Origin of the sequence: Parapedobacter composti, from assembly GCF_900112315.1 — a bacterium.
In the GTDB taxonomy this organism is placed as follows: Bacteria; Bacteroidota; Bacteroidia; order Sphingobacteriales; family Sphingobacteriaceae; genus Parapedobacter; species Parapedobacter composti.
The window spans coordinates 1-17,041 of the sequence record NZ_FOLL01000032.1 but is presented as its reverse complement, the minus strand read 5'-3'; the positions used below and the strand labels follow the sequence as shown (position 1 = coordinate 17,041).

Sequence of the window (17,041 nt, the reverse complement as noted above, 5' to 3'; positions counted from 1 at the left end):
ACACCCGATGAAAGGTTCTATCAGCAAATCAAAAATGTGTCGTGATTATATCTTAAATTAGTGCAGAAGTTGTCCAGCAAATAGGGAGTATCATAGCAATTCGGTCATTCCCCCCTTAGCGGCATTTCTTACATCTTCTCAGCTTCCTTTAAATATTCATTGAACGAATTATTACCTTTAATCTCTTGATTCTCCTTAGCAACCTCAAAAATAATATCTTTATAAAATTTATTAATTGCTTTCTGAAATTCTTCCATGTTCATTTCTAAAGCTTCATCAGAGAATGAAGTGATTATTTTAATATTGTTTTCATTTTTTTGAAATGTTATTCTTGCATCAGATTCTGTAAATTCAAATTCTTCTTCACCTTGAGTTTTTTTATGCAAAGAATTATAGATAGCGAGTAAGCAAATCGCAAAGTCTATTAGAGGTATCCAGTCCCAATCAATTACTATTGATTTATTTTCTCTTTTTAAGATTAGACTGCCTAAAAAAAGATGATATCTTAATGCTGTTTCATCGGCATCAACAGCACTCACATTGTTGTTCTTGGAGAAATTGTACTTTATTTCAAACATGGTTCATGATTTTTAAAATGGGAAAGCTGTTATTACATTACCATTAGGTCCAATTACGACCCTTAGGTTTGAGGCTGGTGCCCCACCTGAAGTGGTACCTATGACTCTGCCGAAATTGTATTCGGCAATGGTCCCTGCTCTACCATAAGTATTAGGTCTGAATACTCCCTTAGTAGTAGCAGTCTCAATCATTCCTTTTAAACCACGAGCAGTTGTTCCTTCAAGGAATTTCCCTGCCCCTTTAGCCCCGCTTGTAAACCAGTGCCGAGCTACAATATGTTCTAAGCCTTGACAGAGAACACACTGGTTCAAGGAACGACTGTTTCCTACCCGCACACATTAGCCATGAAAACTTACCACTGGAATCTTGCACACCGTTTAGGCTGATGTCTTAATTCACTGTAATAATAGAAAGACAATTCGAATTTTACAAGCGTTTTTTGCAAATAGCTCTTGAAAGTTAACAGATACCATATTGGTTGTTTGCAGTCAACATGAAGCTGCTTTTTTTATTTCTGTACCCCCATTACCATATTGCGGGCTATCGTCTCCAGATGGCGTGTTAGGATTCCTAATTCCCGTCATGCATAATTACAAATGCTTCATTAGTAGGGTGTGCTTTTTCAAGGCTTTTTGATCGAGGCTAAGTCTTTTTTAAGTTCTTTAATTTCCTGCTGTTGCCGAATGGCATGCAGCGTCAACTCCTCCACCTTTTTCAGCAGTAACAGGTTCATTGCTGCAAGATCCAACCCATCCCGCTGGATGTCCGCGGCCGAAGGGACTTCCGGTAAGTGTTTATGTTGCTTAACGTATGCTTCTATTTCAGCAAGACTGGGAAGTTCATAGTCAGGTTCAAACACGTAGTCCGGCACGGAGATATCAGTTTTCACTTTCACTTCCTTGGCAAGGATGTTCCCGTTTACAGCCAGTTTCGCCTGGGGGTTGTCAGTACCTATACCAACATTGCCCGATCCGTTTTCTATTACCATCCTTTGCCAAATGCCCCATGTGGAGTCATCCGGACGTCCTGTGCGGTAAAAGATCCCGCCATCGTTAAAATTTAGCTGGTGATGTCTATTGCCACTGTTATCGGCCCAAGGTGCGATGGTCATCTGTCCGGAGTAATTTCCTAATCCAGGTACTCCAACAGCGTTCCTGAGTTTAAAATCGAACTTCACTTCACGATTGAAACTCACAGGTGCATCGTCAATATGCCGAGTGTCTGACACGGCTATTTTGCTGGCCACCTGACCAACACATACAAACGGGAATAATAGGATAATGGCTGCTAACCCATTGATATATTTCGCTATTGTACTCATATAGTTTATTTTCTATTTGTTAATTCGCTTTTCAGTTGAATTAGTTCTTCATGTATAGCCTGGATCTTATTCTCCTTTTCAATCAAATGTAGCGTCAACTCCTCCACCTTTTTCAGCAGTAACAGATTCATCGCTGCAAGATCCAACCCATCCCGCTGGATATCCGCGGCCGAAGGGATTTCCGGCAGATGCTTGTGTTGCTTAACGTATGCTTCTATTTCAGCAAGGCTAGGAAGTTCATAGTCAGATTCAAACACATAGTCAGGCACAGAAATATCAGTTTTCACTTTCACTTCCTTGGCAAGGATGTTCCCGTTTACCGCAAGTTTCGCTTGGGGATTGGCCGTTCCGATGCCAACGTTACCCGTACTTGTCCATATACTATTGCCCGGCATATTAAGCGTACCAGCCAAATGCTGTTTATAGGAAACTAAAACAGTTGAAGTTCCATTAACTGGCTCACTCGCCACCGTCCAGCCAGTGAAATGAGTACTATTCTCACTTTTGCCTTGCGCAAAGGCACTGACATAAAAGCGTTGATAGTAAACGTTATTCGACAGGTGTATGATAATCTTACCATTTTCATTAGACAACCGAATCTCTGGCGCAGCGCTCCCGTAAGCTGTTGCCGAGTGTCTTGTAAAAGCACCATTATACACATACCAAACTATATCTATGGCAATTACTTCTCCAGTATTATAATTATACCCTTTAATCATCACCAACGGCATACCTAATCCATGAGAGAACGGTATGTTGGTTTTGATTTTAACACCTTGGCTTGTTGTGCCGTTAAAAAAATAACTGGCTATGCTCGGGTAATACTGAGCTTTTAAGGCATAGCCAAGCATTAGAAAGCAGCAAGTGAAAATAAACTTCATTACTTGTTAATTTCATGTAGGTCTTCTAATTCCTTAATCCTGGCCTCCTGCCGTAGCATATGCAGCGTCAACTCCTCCACCTTTTTCAGCAGTAACAGGTTCATCGCTGCAAGATCCAACCCATCCCGCTGGATATCCGCGGCCGAAGGGACCTCCGGTAAGTGTTTATGTTGCTTAACGTATGCTTCTATTTCAGCAAGACTGGGAAGTTCATAGTCAGATTCAAACACGTAGTCCGGCACGGAGATATCAGTTTTCACTTTCACTTCCTTGGCAAGAATATTCCCGTTTACAGCCAGTTTCGCCTGGGGGTTGGTGGTTCCGATGCCGATATTACCGTCGTGACGGATCGTCATCCGCGTGGTTACCGTGCTGTCCTTGATACCTGTCTGGAAATACATATTCGTCTTATTGCTTCCACTGCGGTTGGACAGCACACGAAGGTACATGTGTTTGTGGTTCGAGCCTGGATCATCGCTGACAAAGTAATTGCCTCCTGCATCGAAGTTAAACAGAAAGTGGTTATTACCCCCAGACCGGCGCTCGATACGGGTTTCACCTCTCACATGGAGTTTGGCTGATGGCGAGATTCCGATACCCACATTCCCTGATGCCGGGAATGTGTTGCTCTGTCCAAATGCGGTTGATGCAGCCAAACCCAATGACAGGCTGGTGCCGCATATTATGCGTAACGCTGTTTTCATTTTTAATTCTGTTAAGTGTTACCGTTTGTCAATAAGCGATTTTAGAAAGCTGATTTCCTGTTTCATTTTGTCTAAATCATCTGCCATTAACTGCTCTTTTTTTTCCTTTTCTATCAAATGCAACGTCAGCTCTTCTACTTTCTTTAGCAGTAACAGATTCATCACAGCGAGGTCCAACCCATCCCGCTGGATATCAGCGGCCGAAGGGATTTCCGGCAGATGCTTGTGTTGCTTGATATAGGCTTCCACCTCAGCAAGTGCGAGCAATTTATAACCCGATTCAAACCACATAATCCGGGACAGTGATATCTGTCTTCACCTTCACTTCCCTGGCAAGGATGTTCCCGTTTACCGAAAGTTTCGCTTGGGGGCTATCGGTGCCGATGCCTACATTGCCATTTGTAATTGCCCGGATAGCCAGATTCGCCCCGGCAGGTTGATATGGATTTCCAACATAAAGGCTCCAATCATTGGTCATGGGAAGCACCTTGTCTACCGATAAATCGTTGCCGGTAACATTTAAAGCTGTCCACGCAGCGTTTTGGCTGGTATATTCAGCGGATACTTGTGCAAACGAATAATTCGTTTTCGTCCATAGCAAAAGATTCAGGATGATTAAAATTCGCATAAGGCCGTTTGGTTAATAATCTATTAATATTTTCTGTTTCTTGCGTAAGAAGGGTCAGCCCCCGTCATTATGCCAGATGCACTGCATAATGCTTTCGTCCAACAAAATAAAGTTACGTTGACCTCAATAGTGCTTACACCGGTATAGATAACTGTATTTCCGTCGGATTCAGTTATAATATTTCCTCGTACAGGCTATATTGGTTCAATGAACGACCGTTTCTTACGCATACATTAGCCATGAAAACTTACCACTTGGAATCTTGCACACCGTTTAGGCTGATGTCTTAATCCACTGTAATGATAAAAAGATAACTCGAGTTTTGCAAACGCTTTTGCAAATAATTCTAGTCCGCCATAATTTTGTACTCGCTGCTTTTAAACCAGTATGTCTAGGTCCTGTCTAAACCACAGGATGAAGAGTGAGCATACCAAATCCCCCTATTCATATCCATAATGTATTAAATCCACGGTAATTTTGCCTGCCCGAGCGCCTGCCCATCCTCGGGCTATCCCTCCTATATCCCCGCAAATAATAGCTCCCGGTATGGCGCCTACTACCCCGAACCATACGCCAACTGCTGCTCCTGCAGCCACGCCTCTTGTGCTCCAGCCCACCCAATAACAATTCCACCTGCGGTCTGGGCTGAGACTACTTGTGTATTATAACCAAAACTTCTGCCATCCAACTTGCCAGCCTCATTATTCCAATTAGTTATTGCTATCCAAGTCCTCAAAGCATTTCTTCTTTCCATCCATTCGCTATTTTTAGCAATGGAAAACGTTGAAAAAAGCCACACGACAAATATGTCGCAAATCCAACAAAAAGAGCAGAAAGTCTTTTCATTACCCCTGGTCTTCAGACCAGGTAGGCATACTTGGGTAGAATCCCCATCGAAACAACCCATAACAATTGTTTATCAATAACACGCGTAATGGAGCTCACCTGGCCGCTGAAACGGTAGGTGTAATGCTGGACAAAGCGCCTGGTTATCTCGCCCCGGCTGTTGTAGTGCTCGTGACACAGTTCAGGTTACACTCTCAAAAGGCCTCTTGCCAGATTAAGATTATTCCAAAGATTATGCAACCGATCGACCCAAAGTATATCCCTATATCGTTGCCGTATTTGCTTCTATAACCTTGCTTGGTTTCCTTTATTATTGATGTCAATTGCCATATTCCTATCCCTACCAATGCGAACCCCCCAAACAATTTCAGCCAGCTTTCCATCTTTATTTGTTTTTATCCCTTTCTGTATAATCGTATATCATATCGGCCGTCTTGTTCCACATCTCGTTGACGAAGTTCAGTATGCTATTATCCGTCTTGGTAATTTTACCAGCAGATCCTGCCTTATCAACCACACTACCTACCCTATTAAACAACAAGGTACTGCCGACAGTATATGCAACTCTCGTATTATCTCCCGCAGCTATCATCTTCGGTATCTGCAACCCTGTACCGGTCACTTCAATGGCTTCGCCCACCGGAACCAACACCAAAGACCCACCTTCGGTGAATGGAGCCGCTAAATAGCCAGCTGTCTTTGTGGCGGCACCGACAACTTTCAGCCCTTCACCCGATACCGCCGCCGCTTCCAATGCAAACGGGCCTGCGGCATCCCCTATCGCCTTGACGTCACCGGCTACCCCAAGCGTTCTATTGATGCTACTCGTCTGCGGGCTGGCGTTGGGCATGGCATCGTTGGCCGATGAACCCGAGGTTCCTGTCACCAGGCTTACCCATGCATTGTATGCGCTCTGGAACCATCCCGGCGGGTCTTTCGGACGTCTGCCATCCGGGTCAATGAACCGGATAGGGTTATCAAACCCGTATGCATACGGAGACCACCTACGCATCTCCTCCGCCAACGGATCCACACTTCCCCACCTGCCAATCACCGGGTCATAGAACCTCGCACCGTAGTCCAGCTGCTCCAACCCAAGCTCCACCTGCTTCTCCTTGCCGTTGTACTTGTACTGGTTTATCGGCGTGCTGGAAAACGCACTGCCCGTGTTCATCTCCATGCCGAACGGGTAGTAGTCCTGAATCTGCTTCACGGCACCCGTGTGGTCTACAACCGCACGGACGTTGCCCAGGTGGTCCGTCAGGAAATACTCGTAAATGAAAGAACTGCCGTTGGGAACCAGGCGGCCCTCCTCGGTACGGATGAACGCCAGAGAACCGTTCTCGTAATGGATGCCATCCACATAATGCGTAACCGAACTGCCCAGCGACTTGGCCAGCTTCCTCCCCGTGGCATCATAGGTGTAATGCAGGCTCTGAACGCCCTTGGTGTATTTCGAAGGTAAATTTAGGTAATTGTATTCAATACCGGTAATGCCCAGCCGAGAATTGCTTACCGCATTCCCGTTGGCGTCATACGTGTAGCTGCTGCCCATCCCTGCAGAACCAGCATCCGCAACGCTTTCCAAACGGTTGCCCGCATAGCTGTACGTGAAATGGTTATACCACCCCGTGCCTCCGTTCGTGCGCCGGAGCGTATCGATATTGCCCATGTTGTCATAGGCCAACTCCTCGTTGAAGTGATTTACCCTACCCGTGGCGCTGTAGGACGCCTTCCGCAAACGGCTGAGCGCATCGTAATCGTACGTATAGGTCTGCTCGGGCGTCTGCACCTGGCCGGTCGAAACCTTCGTGTTCCACACCGCAGTGCCGATGTTGCCGTTATAGGTGCGGGGACGGTTCGCATAGTCCAGCCGAAGACCGAAACGCCGCCTGTCCGTCACGCTGCCCGGATTGTTAATCCCCGTGAGCCAGCCCCGCTCGTTGTACGTATAGGCTATCTCCTGCACCGAACTGCCACCGCTCACGTGAAGATCCTTCTGCTTCAGCTGCCCGATTTCGTTGTACGAAAGCCGGCTCTGCACAATCTCCGGATGGCTGTTCACCTTCTTGCGCGTCTCCACAAGCCGGCCAACGTGGTCGTAACTGTTGCTGGTAACCACGGTGGTCAACGGGCCTGCGGCAGAACTCTTGTGATCCCGCTTGCTGCTTAGCAGCTCCCCTGTGAAACTGTACGTGTGGGTCACGTAATCCGTGCCACCCAGCTGGTTCTCCGAGGCTGTCTGGATGACACGCCCGCGGTCGTCGTAATAATGCACGGTCACCAACGGCCCGGTGCCGTCCGTCCGGTACACCCGAGTACCCGTCAGCAACGATTTCACCCGCTGGCTGCGCGTGATGCCCGAGGGCTGAAGCCCGGCCGTGGAAGCACCGTTGAACGTGTAGTCGTCGTAATAGTTGACCATCCGGATACTTTTGGAACTGCGCGGGTAGCTGACGTTGCTGTAATCCCCTCCCGTGCGCGTTTCCCACAGCGCGGCGGCCGCCTCATTGTCCAACGCCGCCTGAAGGCTCGAACGAGTGGAGCCCGACGTGAAAAGTCCCGTTTCCACGACCCTGCCGAAGGCGTCGTACTTCGTGTAGCTCCACTGGCTGTTTGCCCGCTGCACCGCATCCTGCTGGAGTACCATCTGGTCGTTCTTGTTGTACACGATGTGCTCCCACCCCTTGCCGGGAACTTTCTTTTCGATTACCCGGCGCCTACTATCATACTTGTACCCATAGATGTAATCCACGAAATCGGCGTCGTTCTCGCTGAAAGCTGCAGCGGAAACCGATGGGGGGATAACGTAATGCAGATCCCCAAGGTCATCGTATACATAATAAGTGTTCAAAGCTTTAGTTTCACTCTCCCAAACACGTCTCAGGATTATTCGATCATGGAAGTCTTTAAATTCCTCAACGGTGCCAGACTTGGCACTTAACCAATTCTCATCTTTAGTAATGGTCTTGTAAAGCATCCCTGGCTTATAAAAATACTGGCCTGAAGCTCCTCCAGCAACAAGATACCACCACCGTACTTCGTCTGCAGCGTTCGTTTCGTAGTCAGTAACCAATGTCCGCCCCGTAGCAGCCGTACGCACCGATGAAGGCTGCCATACCGTTCCCGGCGCACCTTGCTCCAGCACCCGTTGCAACGGGCTATTCTCGAAAACTGTCGTAGAAAAAGGCGAGTTTGTCTTCCTTACGTGGCTATCCCAGCTTCCGGACGGTGCATAATAATCCAGCTGGTTGGTTTTGGCTGCCACCTTATAGCTTCCGTTATCGCTGGTTTGTTCAGCATAGGGCAGGTAGCTCACTGTCTCCCGGCCGTAACCATCATACTCTATGTGCTGTACGATGTCCTTGTATCCGGGGCTAGCCTTCAGCTCCACCGTCTGGATGGGCCGACCAAGGCCGTCGAAGTACTGTACCGTCTGGTTCTCCTCGGAAATGTCGCGCACTTGTCCTAGCTGCGCCTCCTTCACCGGTACACGAAACCTACGAGTCAAAATGTAGTTCTGGTTACCGCTCAGCACGCTCCCTACGTTCGGGTGGCTTTGGAGCGAAATCAACACATTGCTTTGTGTAGGGATATGGAATTCCGGCTTCCGCGTGATGCTGTTCAGCGCGGCGATGTTCAACTGCCCGTTATAGCTCGTCAACGCAAGGTCAGGCTGTTGGGAGCAAAGAGGGGTTAAGGGCAGCAGAAATATAGTCAGTGTAAGATATCCTTTCATGGTAATACTTGGATAAGTCTTAATGATATGATATTTCATTTTGACTGTCTTTCTCAAGCATCTTAAGGCTGCCAAAAATCATTTATCAAAGTGGTTAATACGTTAGTTAAAAATAATAACTTCGTTAATTGTCCCATCCTCATTGTATATGTACATCTCCCCAGAACTATCCGAAGGATATACCATTACGTCGTCTATAGTCATTTCGTTTAAATATTCTTTAAACTGCGTAAGCCCTGTGAAATGCCCAATCTTCCATTGCCAACCGTCGTTACCGTCAAACAACCAATATCGATAGCAAAATTTATATTCTTTAGAAGGATCTAACGTGCCTCCAGATGCGATATAGGATCCCGGAGTTCCGTATATCTCCATTCCTCGATAACCAGAGTAATAGTCAATCGACAAAAAGGCAATGCCGTAAAACAAAAAATTATGTGCTATAAAACCTGATCCGGGATTATCGAAGAAAATTGGTTCAAAGGAGGTAAAACAATAATCATCAGGGTTATCTGATCCCTGCTGGACGACAGCAATTAAGCGCTCTTGCTCATCATAAATCCGAAGTACTCCGGCAGGTTCAGGTTCCTCCGGATCGACAGGATTTGAGATCTCAATGCCAATGCAATCAACCTGCTGACCGGCGTAATTATAACAAAAGGTACTTAAAATATTACCTTCAAAATCCAGCACTGCTGACAGCCTGCCTAAATTGTCATACCGGTAATATGTAGTAACGCCCCGCGAATCAGTCATGCTCGTCATACCTACCAACGGCTTGTAGGTATATGTGCTCACCACGGCCGATACCATGGACGGGTGGTTACGAAGCGTGGATATTGCGTCTCTCACCATGTCGTCCGTCAACATTGCTGAACTTAGTGAATTGATCACGCTTTGGCCCAGAACCGCTACTACTTCCGGATAAGTTGCATTTTCTATTTTTGCGATTGGATAAAGACCTTTGTAACCCCAAAGAAATGTGGTAACTGTTCGGTCGTCCTCTTTCACTTCCAGCGGATTACCATGATTGTCATACCGCAAAAATTCCGTCAAATCGCGGACTGCACTCCAAGAGGTTGGAACGATGAGATCCGATTTATCATTTATTGTGTAGGTATATTTCCTGAAAATTAATCCCGAATTGAAAAATCCATATTCCACAATATTCGACGAATTCGTGCCGTTCATCGCCGCTTCCTGTAAATAATTAGAAACCAAGCTTTGGGAAGAAATAATGCTTTGATGAAAATTCATATTGATCAAAGCTGCCTTTACCGCCGGATAGCCTGGGTCCAGAAAACGCGAGAAATTGACCGTCGGATATTCATAACGTGCTGATTTTACCGACATCAGATTGGCACTGGGTTCAAACATCTCTTCTATAGAAGAAGGCAAAGGGGTTTGGGGATAGTAGGTGTAGTTCTCTTCTCTGATCACGCTGTCTCCGTGGTGATATTCAACGATCTCTTTTCTTAACAGCCTAGATCTAACCGAACGTATGGCATACTGCTTGTAAGCATAAAATGGCGCTAAAAGAGACTGCTGACAGTCGTAATTCCAACCCAAAACTACAGCTTCTGAATACCCTAACGAAATCTCCTGGGCAATACGCCGTTCAGTATCCAGATGGTTGTCGTCAGAACCGCCGACCCATTCGGGAGTTGTGCATCCACCATAGGTTGCCAGTCTCACGGTCTTTAGGTAGCTGATATCCCGAACGGTACTTGGCGCGTACGAAAAAACTTCACGACGCACCACGGTATATCCGCCGGAATTGCCTTCATAGGTAATTTTAGATCGTAGCTGCCCCACAACACTGTTCCCTGTGACGATGGATTCCCCAAAGGGGAAGTCATAGTTCGATTTGGGCCGAATTGGGGTATCAAACCAATACCTCGCCAAATATTGGTTCCTTGCCATATCTTGATAATAAGTAGGCACGATATATTCATAGGACTCTTTACCCAACGGCATGTCTGCCTCATCTTTCATATATTTATTAACGTATCGATAATAGATGTTTCCCGAAAGATTCCTGTTGGTTGGTAAATAAACCGAACCGGACAGGATTTCCTTATAGTAATACGGGGGGCAATTCGGGCCAGCCCCTCCCATAAATAACATACTTTTACCCGTCAGATACACCGATGAGTTCAAGTTTAGAACGACCTCGGAAGCGTAAGGCACCACTATTTCTCCCGTCCCATCCTCATTCAGTCCGTATTTATATTCCTCGGTCATATTTTTTCCGGTAAGCGGAACGTACTTCATGGCCTTCACCCTCAACCCTGGCACAGCTACGATTTGGGAATTGATCCTTCCCCTGTTGTTTTCCCACTCCAGTTCGCAATAGCCCTGGGTCGGATAGTAAATGCGATTCAAGGCAAAAAACTTAGTATGCTCATGGCTTACACGCCTGGCGTCGCCTAATAAGGTACCGTTACTGCCAATGGTAGGGTGCTGAAATGTCGATAAACCGTTATAATACCCCAGCCAATCCCGCCCCATGTTACCGGGATGAACAGCCTGGAAGCTACTTCCGGGCAGGTGGTACCCAAAAACATGACGCTCACCGCTCGGCTGAGAGATACTGTCCAGTTTTCTGTAGTAATGCCCTGAGGTAAGGGCTGAATAATGGAAGGTGATATTCCGGACCGTATCATTCATGTAATTCTTAACCAACATTTTCGCCAGATACCGCCCGTCATAGGAAAAATCCACACTACCACCCCTAAAAGATATTTTGTTCAGGAATCTGGTATAGTGGTTGTTTCGGGTTAAATCCACATAAGCCTCCCCTTGTGCTCCACTGACAGGTATACAAGCATGAAACATTTCGACATGATACATGACCCTGTTTCTGTTTGTGTAGAAATCGCTCGCAATAACCTGCTGCAAAGGTCCATAGTCAAAATAAACTGTGTCTATTGAGTTCTTATCTACAATTCTCGTTAAAAACCACGCCGTCTTTTGCTGCCCCATTGAACCGTTCTCTAACTCTGCAATATTTTCGTCTGCCTTTCCGATTCCGTAAAGATATCTGTTCCCATTCCTGTCAACTATTTCGAACCCTCTAATGTGCTGTGTTTGGGATTGGAAAATAGGCGTTACTTTTATACTGTTGTCTTCATTTAACTTGATGACTTCCACCTGCGTACCGTTTTTCTTTAGGATAAAGGAATTCGCTTCTCCCCCAATGCTGTAATTGAATATATCATACTCGATATCTTTTTCCCTTTCGAGCACTTCTTTGAGATACTCGAACTCTTGGAATTTCGTCCTTGAGTGCAATGTGGCGATGTCGAAGATCGGGTTAAAGGTGTTTAGCTGCCCGTAAGTCGCGAGGTCGTCTGGCAAGCCATATATCGTACGGGAGACTACACCACCCTGGTCAAGAACCCAACCCAGGCCCACCTTACCGTCATACTCACCTGGCTTGTAACCGGAATAGTTATAGCTTAAGGTTATCGGCACCCGGATATCCTGCACCTTAATATCAAATAAATCGATGTTGATTTTTGGCAGACCTGTAAATAGATCTGTGGGGTGATGCATGAATTTGAACAATTTCTCAACTTCTGGGGATGCGGGAATGATGTCTTGTGAATACCCAAATGAAACGGCTGTGATAAAATACCCTGATAGAAATAATGCCTTCATTTATTTCGATAATTTTGGTGTTTTCAGTTGTTCGCCCTAATGGCGGTTTCTGGCACTCCGCCAGACCGCCAATACTCGGATATAGGATATTTGCTTACTCGATTAATTAGCTACACCGGTAAAGGTTGATGAATGATGAATCCCTAAGCTCATATCATGCGTCTTAGGATAGCTGCAACCCATACCTCACTCAATTACATTAGCCAATAAATACCTTGCTGCTGGAAACCGTACACCTCGTTCAGGCTGATGTCTTGATCCATTGTAATATTAAAGAAAAACAGTTAATCTTCCAAGAAAAAGTTTAAAAAACCGGCCGTCGGCAGTTCCAGTTTACCTGAAATGGCTACCGCCACTTGCCTATCTATCGCTGAACACCAGCGTTGCCGTGAAACTTACCGCTACCATACCCTCCACTTGGTACCGCTTTGCCACTCAACCGGAACTTGACCCGACCTCGTCGGGAACTTGGCTGGACCTTGTAGGACGTTGACCGAACATGAGGTCGGACAAACCCACACTCGGAAGCAAAAAAAATTACATTTGATAGAGAAAGTCCTTAAAATTAGATAAAGAGCGAGTCGAAGCTGGCTGCTATCAAGGATTTCATCGACCAAACACTTAAAAAAACCGACAAAAGGGAAGTTGAGATAAACGACTTCGTGGGCATCCTCAATAGCTAAAACCTGTGAAACGATAGCCCCCGATGCTTGAAAGTAACTACCTGTTGGATACAAATATTGTCATCGAGGTTTTGCCGGGCAACCAGCAAATTGCCGAGCGGATAAACAAAGATTCGGCGAAGTATCTGCTTCGTTATATAAAAAGGGCAAGCCCAGCCCTTGCGCGTTCCTCCTTTTTGGCCCTTTCCAAGAGATATTCCCGTGTTCCCATCGTGGTATCTTTACGAGTTTGCCCACGAAAAAACGGACACCCTTTGCTCCCTTGTCAGGGTGGAAAAGCGCGTCGAGCTCTTTGTCGAGGTATTTCCACTAAAAGCTGAACAGCAATGGATAAATTTCTTCAATGGATGTTTTGCCTTCAGAAAATAGCTCAAAAGCGTTTTGAGCCAGCGTTTTGATATTCAGCTCGGCAAGCTTCTCCTGGATGTCGTGCTCATTCCGCTTAATCTTCGCGGCAAGTGCCTGGTCTATCGGGATAATTTCGTATACCGCGGCCCTTCCACGGTATCCGGTATGGTGGCATTGATCGCAGCCTTTGGCTACATAATGACTGTGAATACGTTTATATGGCACGAAATTACGCGGGTACAGCGCGTCGCTGAACGGCACCTCCTCCTTACACGCAGGGCAGAGCAACCGCACCAGCCGCTGGGCTGCCGTGGTGTTCAGGGTATTGGCCAGCAGAAACGGAGGCACCCCCATATCTATCAGTCGAGACACCGTACCCCAAGCCGAGTTGGTGTGAATGGTAGAAAGCACCAGGTGGCCCGTCAGTGCTGCCCGGATAGCCATCGCAGCCGTTTCCACATCGCGGATCTCCCCTACCATGATGACGTCTGGGTCCTGGCGGAGGAAGGTGCGCAGGGCCGAGGCGAACGTTAACCCGATGCTCTCCTTCAGCTGCACCTGGTTAATGCCTTCCAACGTATATTCAATGGGGTCTTCAATGGTGAGGATGTTGCGCGTCTCCTTGTTCAACAACTTCAGCGTCGCATAGAGCGTGGTGGTTTTGCCGGAGCCCGTAGGGCCGCTGATGAGCACAATGCCGTTGGGGCGCTGCACCCCTTCCAGGTAATGCCGTAGATCGGCTGGCGAAAACCCCAGGGTATCCAGCGATATGTTCGCGGCATCGTTATTCAGCAGCCGTAGCACCACCTTCTCGCCATGAAGCGTGGGTAGGATAGACACCCGGATATCAAACTTATACTGTCCGTTATCGAAGTTAATCCGCCCGTCTTGCGGCAGCCGCTTTTCAGCAATATCAAGGCCTGAAAGGATTTTTATTTTGTTGATAACGGCCGGATATTCCCGCTTTTCCAGCCGGTAGCGTTCAATCATCAGTCCATCGATACGGATGCGCACGCGGCAACGCTCTTCGTAAACCTCCAGGTGGATATCGCTACTCTTAAGCCGTCGGGCTTCAGCAATCAGGTCAGACAGGAAGTCGGCCGAGGCGCCCAGATACTGCCCCGCAGCCGCGTGCTGCTCGGCATCCTCGCGTAGGTAAAATTTACTCAGATACTTCGTCACGGCATCCCGCGGCGCTGCTTTGAGCTCAACGCCCATACCCAGCAACATTTCCAGTTCCTCCTTTACCTGTGCCATATCCGTTTCCCGGTCGGTATAACACAGCACTCGTCCGTTTTCGCGTTGCGGGATGACACGGTAATGCCACGCCTGCTGCGCGCTCATCAATTTCAAATCGGCCGTATTCAAGTGCAACTCTTCCATGTGCCAGCTTTTTATTAAAAATACGGTATAAACCCTGCGTCGACATACAGGTGCCGGCCCAGATGCGTGCCGTCGGCCAGCAATAACAGCACCAGTAACGCCGCCTGTCCACCAGCCAACGGTATGGTTGCCACACGCACGCCAAACGCCATGGCGAGCAGAGCGCCCAGCAACACCACAAGCAGGCTGGCCACATAGAACAGCACAAAGTTAAACGTAGAAAAGCAGAACGCCAGCACCACGAAGAAAGCCACGTCCCCCCAGCCCATCCACTGCTCACCCTGCATGAGCCAAGCGCGCTTGCGCCAATACATCACCAGGTTCAGCACAATTAGTTGCACGGCAAGGATGGCCAAATTGGCCGCTACGGCGGCGGGTGAAAACACATCCAGCATCATTGCATGGACCACAGCGATTACTACAAGCGACGGGAACAGCAGCGCATACACCGACCGGCCACGGAAATCCTGCCATGCCACCGCGGCCAATAAACCTACGAGCGTTGCCCACAGCAGCATGCCGTTAATCTTTGGTCACCTCGCGGAGGTTCTTGTCTTGGTCTATCTCCCATACGTTGAACACCCCATTGCCATTGAAATCGACAACGGCCGTGGCACGCGCCACAAAATCGTTCGTGCCGGCATGCACCATTTCAATACGGTAGTTAGCCTGCCCCCCATCACTCACCAGCCTTTCCTGCTCAAACCCGATATCGGATAGCTCCATGCTATATGACGAGCGTTCATAAAAATGGTTCTTTTGCAACGTATACACATGCTGTAACTGCCCCTTGGCCTCGGTGCTCTTGGCCTTGGTAATCAACGGCATCAGATTAGGAAGTGCCAGTAAAATAATGATGCCGATAATCACCAGCACCACCAGCACTTCGGTAAGCGAGAATGCCCTGAGCCTTTTGCGCGTCCAGAGCAGGTTCGGTCTTTTCATAGCGTTTAAGTTCATCCCGATTATTGATAACGTAAAGTTATGGGGAAAAAACCACTTTTACAAACTTTGGCAGATGTACTCCCCCGCATCAACTGGTTTCTGTCGCTGGAGGATGCAAGGGAGAAAATCGAAGCCTGGAGGGTGGAATACTCCTCTACTTTAGGATGACTCGGAATTCGGGAGGAGGTCAATAGAACCTCGCGCCGTAGTCGAACTGCCTTCCGCGGATTTCCGGCGTTCCGGCCGTTTTCCTTACAGCCGGATTTCCGCTTGCTCAAAGAACGTCTTACCTTCCAAAAATCGGTTTTTGCGGATTGTCCGGCCACTGTTTTTTACCGTTGTTTTTGGTCTTGTGCGTTTAGGTAGCCCCGGAACGATAGTCAGGACTAAGTGGGGGATGATGCCCGAGATCTTAAAAATAAATGCTATTTTTGTAGAAAAACATTCGAATATGTACACTGCAATTAAGGGCATTTATGAAAATGGCGTTCTTAGGCTCCTGGAGCCGGCTCCAAATATCAAAAAAGCCGAAGTGATTGTAACGTTCCTTGAAGAGGAAAAGGCAACCGCAAAAAAAGCCAGAAAACCCGGAGGGCTTCTGCGTTTGCAAAAAAACAGTGGCAAACGTTTTGATATTCCTAAAGATTTCAACGATCCCGTCGACGATCTGAAGGATTACATGTGATGGAAATCCTGATCGATACACAGGTACTGATTTGGTTTCAGATAAACCATCCCAATCTTGGAAAAACTGCAGTCAGGTTAATTACTGACCCGAACAATACGATATATGTCTCCGACATCAGCCTTTATGAGATTGCCATTAAACAAACAATAGGCAAACTGGCGGATTTCAATGTTGATATACGGGATATCGTAACCGTAGGTAAAGAAGACGGCTTCAATTTCATCCCGCTAAACCATGATGCTATCGCTTCCTATGTTAATATTCCGCTACATGACGGGCATCGCGATCCATTTGACCGATTGATCATTGCTACGGCGAAAATGAGCGGCCTTACACTTTTGTATGCATCTACAGTTATTCCCTTAACAGAATCGATTCTACGGACGGAATAGAAGTTGACTAGTGAGTCTACCATCCTATTGTCAGGATCGTACATAACTTGCTTTTTCAAGAACCCCCGCCCGTATCTTTGTGATGTCTTCCGATTAAAAAAGTTCTCAATTTCTGTTGCTGGGAACTGATCGCTGGAATTTTTAACTATAATTCCCCCCGAAAACAGGACAGCAGTTTAAGTTAGATTTTTAGATTAAATTTGTTGTATTATGAGTAGGCGAAAGTTCACATCAGCTTTCA

At 47.1% G+C, this 17,041-nt stretch carries 13 protein-coding genes; 2 read left to right on the top strand and 11 right to left on the bottom strand.

From position 1 onward, the window contains the following. Window positions 1-128: 128 nt before the first annotated feature. The 11 genes from BM030_RS18950 to BM030_RS18890 form a co-directional block, all read right to left on the bottom strand. Window positions 129-578 (bottom strand): hypothetical protein, encoded by a 450-nt coding sequence (locus tag BM030_RS18950; RefSeq protein ID WP_090975178.1) that lies wholly within the window; start codon window positions 576-578, stop codon window positions 129-131. 623 nt (window positions 579-1,201) lie between these two features. After that, a complete protein-coding gene (locus BM030_RS18945; protein WP_090975177.1) occupies window positions 1,202-1,900 on the bottom strand; it encodes a hypothetical protein in 699 nt (232 codons plus the stop codon). Between the two features lie 5 nt (window positions 1,901-1,905). Further along, window positions 1,906-2,781 carry a hypothetical protein gene (locus BM030_RS18940; protein WP_090975176.1) on the bottom strand — a complete coding sequence of 292 codons (876 nt, stop codon included), beginning with the start codon at window positions 2,779-2,781 and terminating at the stop codon, window positions 1,906-1,908. Further along, the gene (locus BM030_RS18935; RefSeq protein ID WP_090975175.1) at window positions 2,781-3,485 is read right to left on the bottom strand and encodes a hypothetical protein; all 705 of its coding nucleotides are present in this window, start codon (window positions 3,483-3,485) and stop codon (window positions 2,781-2,783) included. The genes BM030_RS18940 and BM030_RS18935 overlap by 1 nt, the downstream gene beginning before the upstream one ends. An 18-nt stretch (window positions 3,486-3,503) precedes the next feature. After that, entirely contained in the window at window positions 3,504-3,776 is a 273-nt protein-coding gene (locus tag BM030_RS18930; RefSeq protein WP_090975174.1) for a hypothetical protein, read from the bottom strand. Next, a complete protein-coding gene (locus BM030_RS18925) occupies window positions 3,766-4,113 on the bottom strand; it encodes a hypothetical protein (protein WP_090975173.1) in 348 nt (115 codons plus the stop codon). The genes BM030_RS18930 and BM030_RS18925 overlap by 11 nt, the downstream gene beginning before the upstream one ends. A gap of 1,231 nt (window positions 4,114-5,344) precedes the next feature. Next, complete coding sequence (locus tag BM030_RS18910; RefSeq protein ID WP_090975170.1) at window positions 5,345-8,737, bottom strand: DUF6443 domain-containing protein; 3,393 nt, start codon at window positions 8,735-8,737, stop codon at window positions 5,345-5,347. A gap of 63 nt (window positions 8,738-8,800) precedes the next feature. After that, window positions 8,801-12,361: an RHS repeat domain-containing protein gene (locus tag BM030_RS18905; protein WP_090975169.1), complete on the bottom strand. Its 3,561-nt coding sequence runs from the start codon at window positions 12,359-12,361 to the stop codon at window positions 8,801-8,803. Window positions 12,362-13,353: 992 nt separating this feature from the next. Then, window positions 13,354-14,775 carry a GspE/PulE family protein gene (locus BM030_RS18900; RefSeq protein WP_090975168.1) on the bottom strand — a complete coding sequence of 474 codons (1,422 nt, stop codon included), beginning with the start codon at window positions 14,773-14,775 and terminating at the stop codon, window positions 13,354-13,356. A 14-nt stretch (window positions 14,776-14,789) separates the two neighbouring features. Next, window positions 14,790-15,293: a hypothetical protein gene (locus BM030_RS18895; RefSeq protein ID WP_090975167.1), complete on the bottom strand. Its 504-nt coding sequence runs from the start codon at window positions 15,291-15,293 to the stop codon at window positions 14,790-14,792. A 4-nt stretch (window positions 15,294-15,297) separates the two neighbouring features. Next, complete coding sequence (locus BM030_RS18890) at window positions 15,298-15,720, bottom strand: prepilin-type N-terminal cleavage/methylation domain-containing protein (protein ID WP_090975166.1); 423 nt, start codon at window positions 15,718-15,720, stop codon at window positions 15,298-15,300. 397 nt (window positions 15,721-16,117) lie between these two features. Between BM030_RS18890 and BM030_RS18885 the strand changes: the two genes are divergently transcribed. Continuing rightward, window positions 16,118-16,405 carry an antitoxin AF2212-like protein gene (locus BM030_RS18885; RefSeq protein ID WP_211657664.1) on the top strand — a complete coding sequence of 96 codons (288 nt, stop codon included), beginning with the start codon at window positions 16,118-16,120 and terminating at the stop codon, window positions 16,403-16,405. Then, window positions 16,405-16,800, top strand: coding sequence for a type II toxin-antitoxin system VapC family toxin (locus tag BM030_RS18880; RefSeq protein WP_090975165.1), 396 nt, complete (start codon window positions 16,405-16,407; stop codon window positions 16,798-16,800). The genes BM030_RS18885 and BM030_RS18880 overlap by 1 nt, the downstream gene beginning before the upstream one ends. The last annotated feature ends 241 nt before the right edge of the window (window positions 16,801-17,041 follow it).

Coding starts and splice junctions, on each gene's coding strand:
- BM030_RS18950 (WP_090975178.1), bottom strand. CDS start 578: ATGTTTGAAATAAAGTACAATTTCTCCAAGAACAACAATGTGAGTGCT.
- BM030_RS18945 (WP_090975177.1), bottom strand. CDS start 1,900: ATGAGTACAATAGCGAAATATATCAATGGGTTAGCAGCCATTATCCTA.
- BM030_RS18940 (WP_090975176.1), bottom strand. CDS start 2,781: ATGAAGTTTATTTTCACTTGCTGCTTTCTAATGCTTGGCTATGCCTTA.
- BM030_RS18935 (WP_090975175.1), bottom strand. CDS start 3,485: ATGAAAACAGCGTTACGCATAATATGCGGCACCAGCCTGTCATTGGGT.
- BM030_RS18930 (WP_090975174.1), bottom strand. CDS start 3,776: ATGTGGTTTGAATCGGGTTATAAATTGCTCGCACTTGCTGAGGTGGAA.
- BM030_RS18925 (WP_090975173.1), bottom strand. CDS start 4,113: ATGCGAATTTTAATCATCCTGAATCTTTTGCTATGGACGAAAACGAAT.
- BM030_RS18910 (WP_090975170.1), bottom strand. CDS start 8,737: ATGAAATATCATATCATTAAGACTTATCCAAGTATTACCATGAAAGGA.
- BM030_RS18905 (WP_090975169.1), bottom strand. CDS start 12,361: ATGAAGGCATTATTTCTATCAGGGTATTTTATCACAGCCGTTTCATTT.
- BM030_RS18900 (WP_090975168.1), bottom strand. CDS start 14,775: ATGGAAGAGTTGCACTTGAATACGGCCGATTTGAAATTGATGAGCGCG.
- BM030_RS18895 (WP_090975167.1), bottom strand. CDS start 15,293: ATGCTGCTGTGGGCAACGCTCGTAGGTTTATTGGCCGCGGTGGCATGG.
- BM030_RS18890 (WP_090975166.1), bottom strand. CDS start 15,720: ATGAAAAGACCGAACCTGCTCTGGACGCGCAAAAGGCTCAGGGCATTC.
- BM030_RS18885 (WP_211657664.1), top strand. CDS start 16,118: ATGATGCCCGAGATCTTAAAAATAAATGCTATTTTTGTAGAAAAACAT.
- BM030_RS18880 (WP_090975165.1), top strand. CDS start 16,405: ATGGAAATCCTGATCGATACACAGGTACTGATTTGGTTTCAGATAAAC.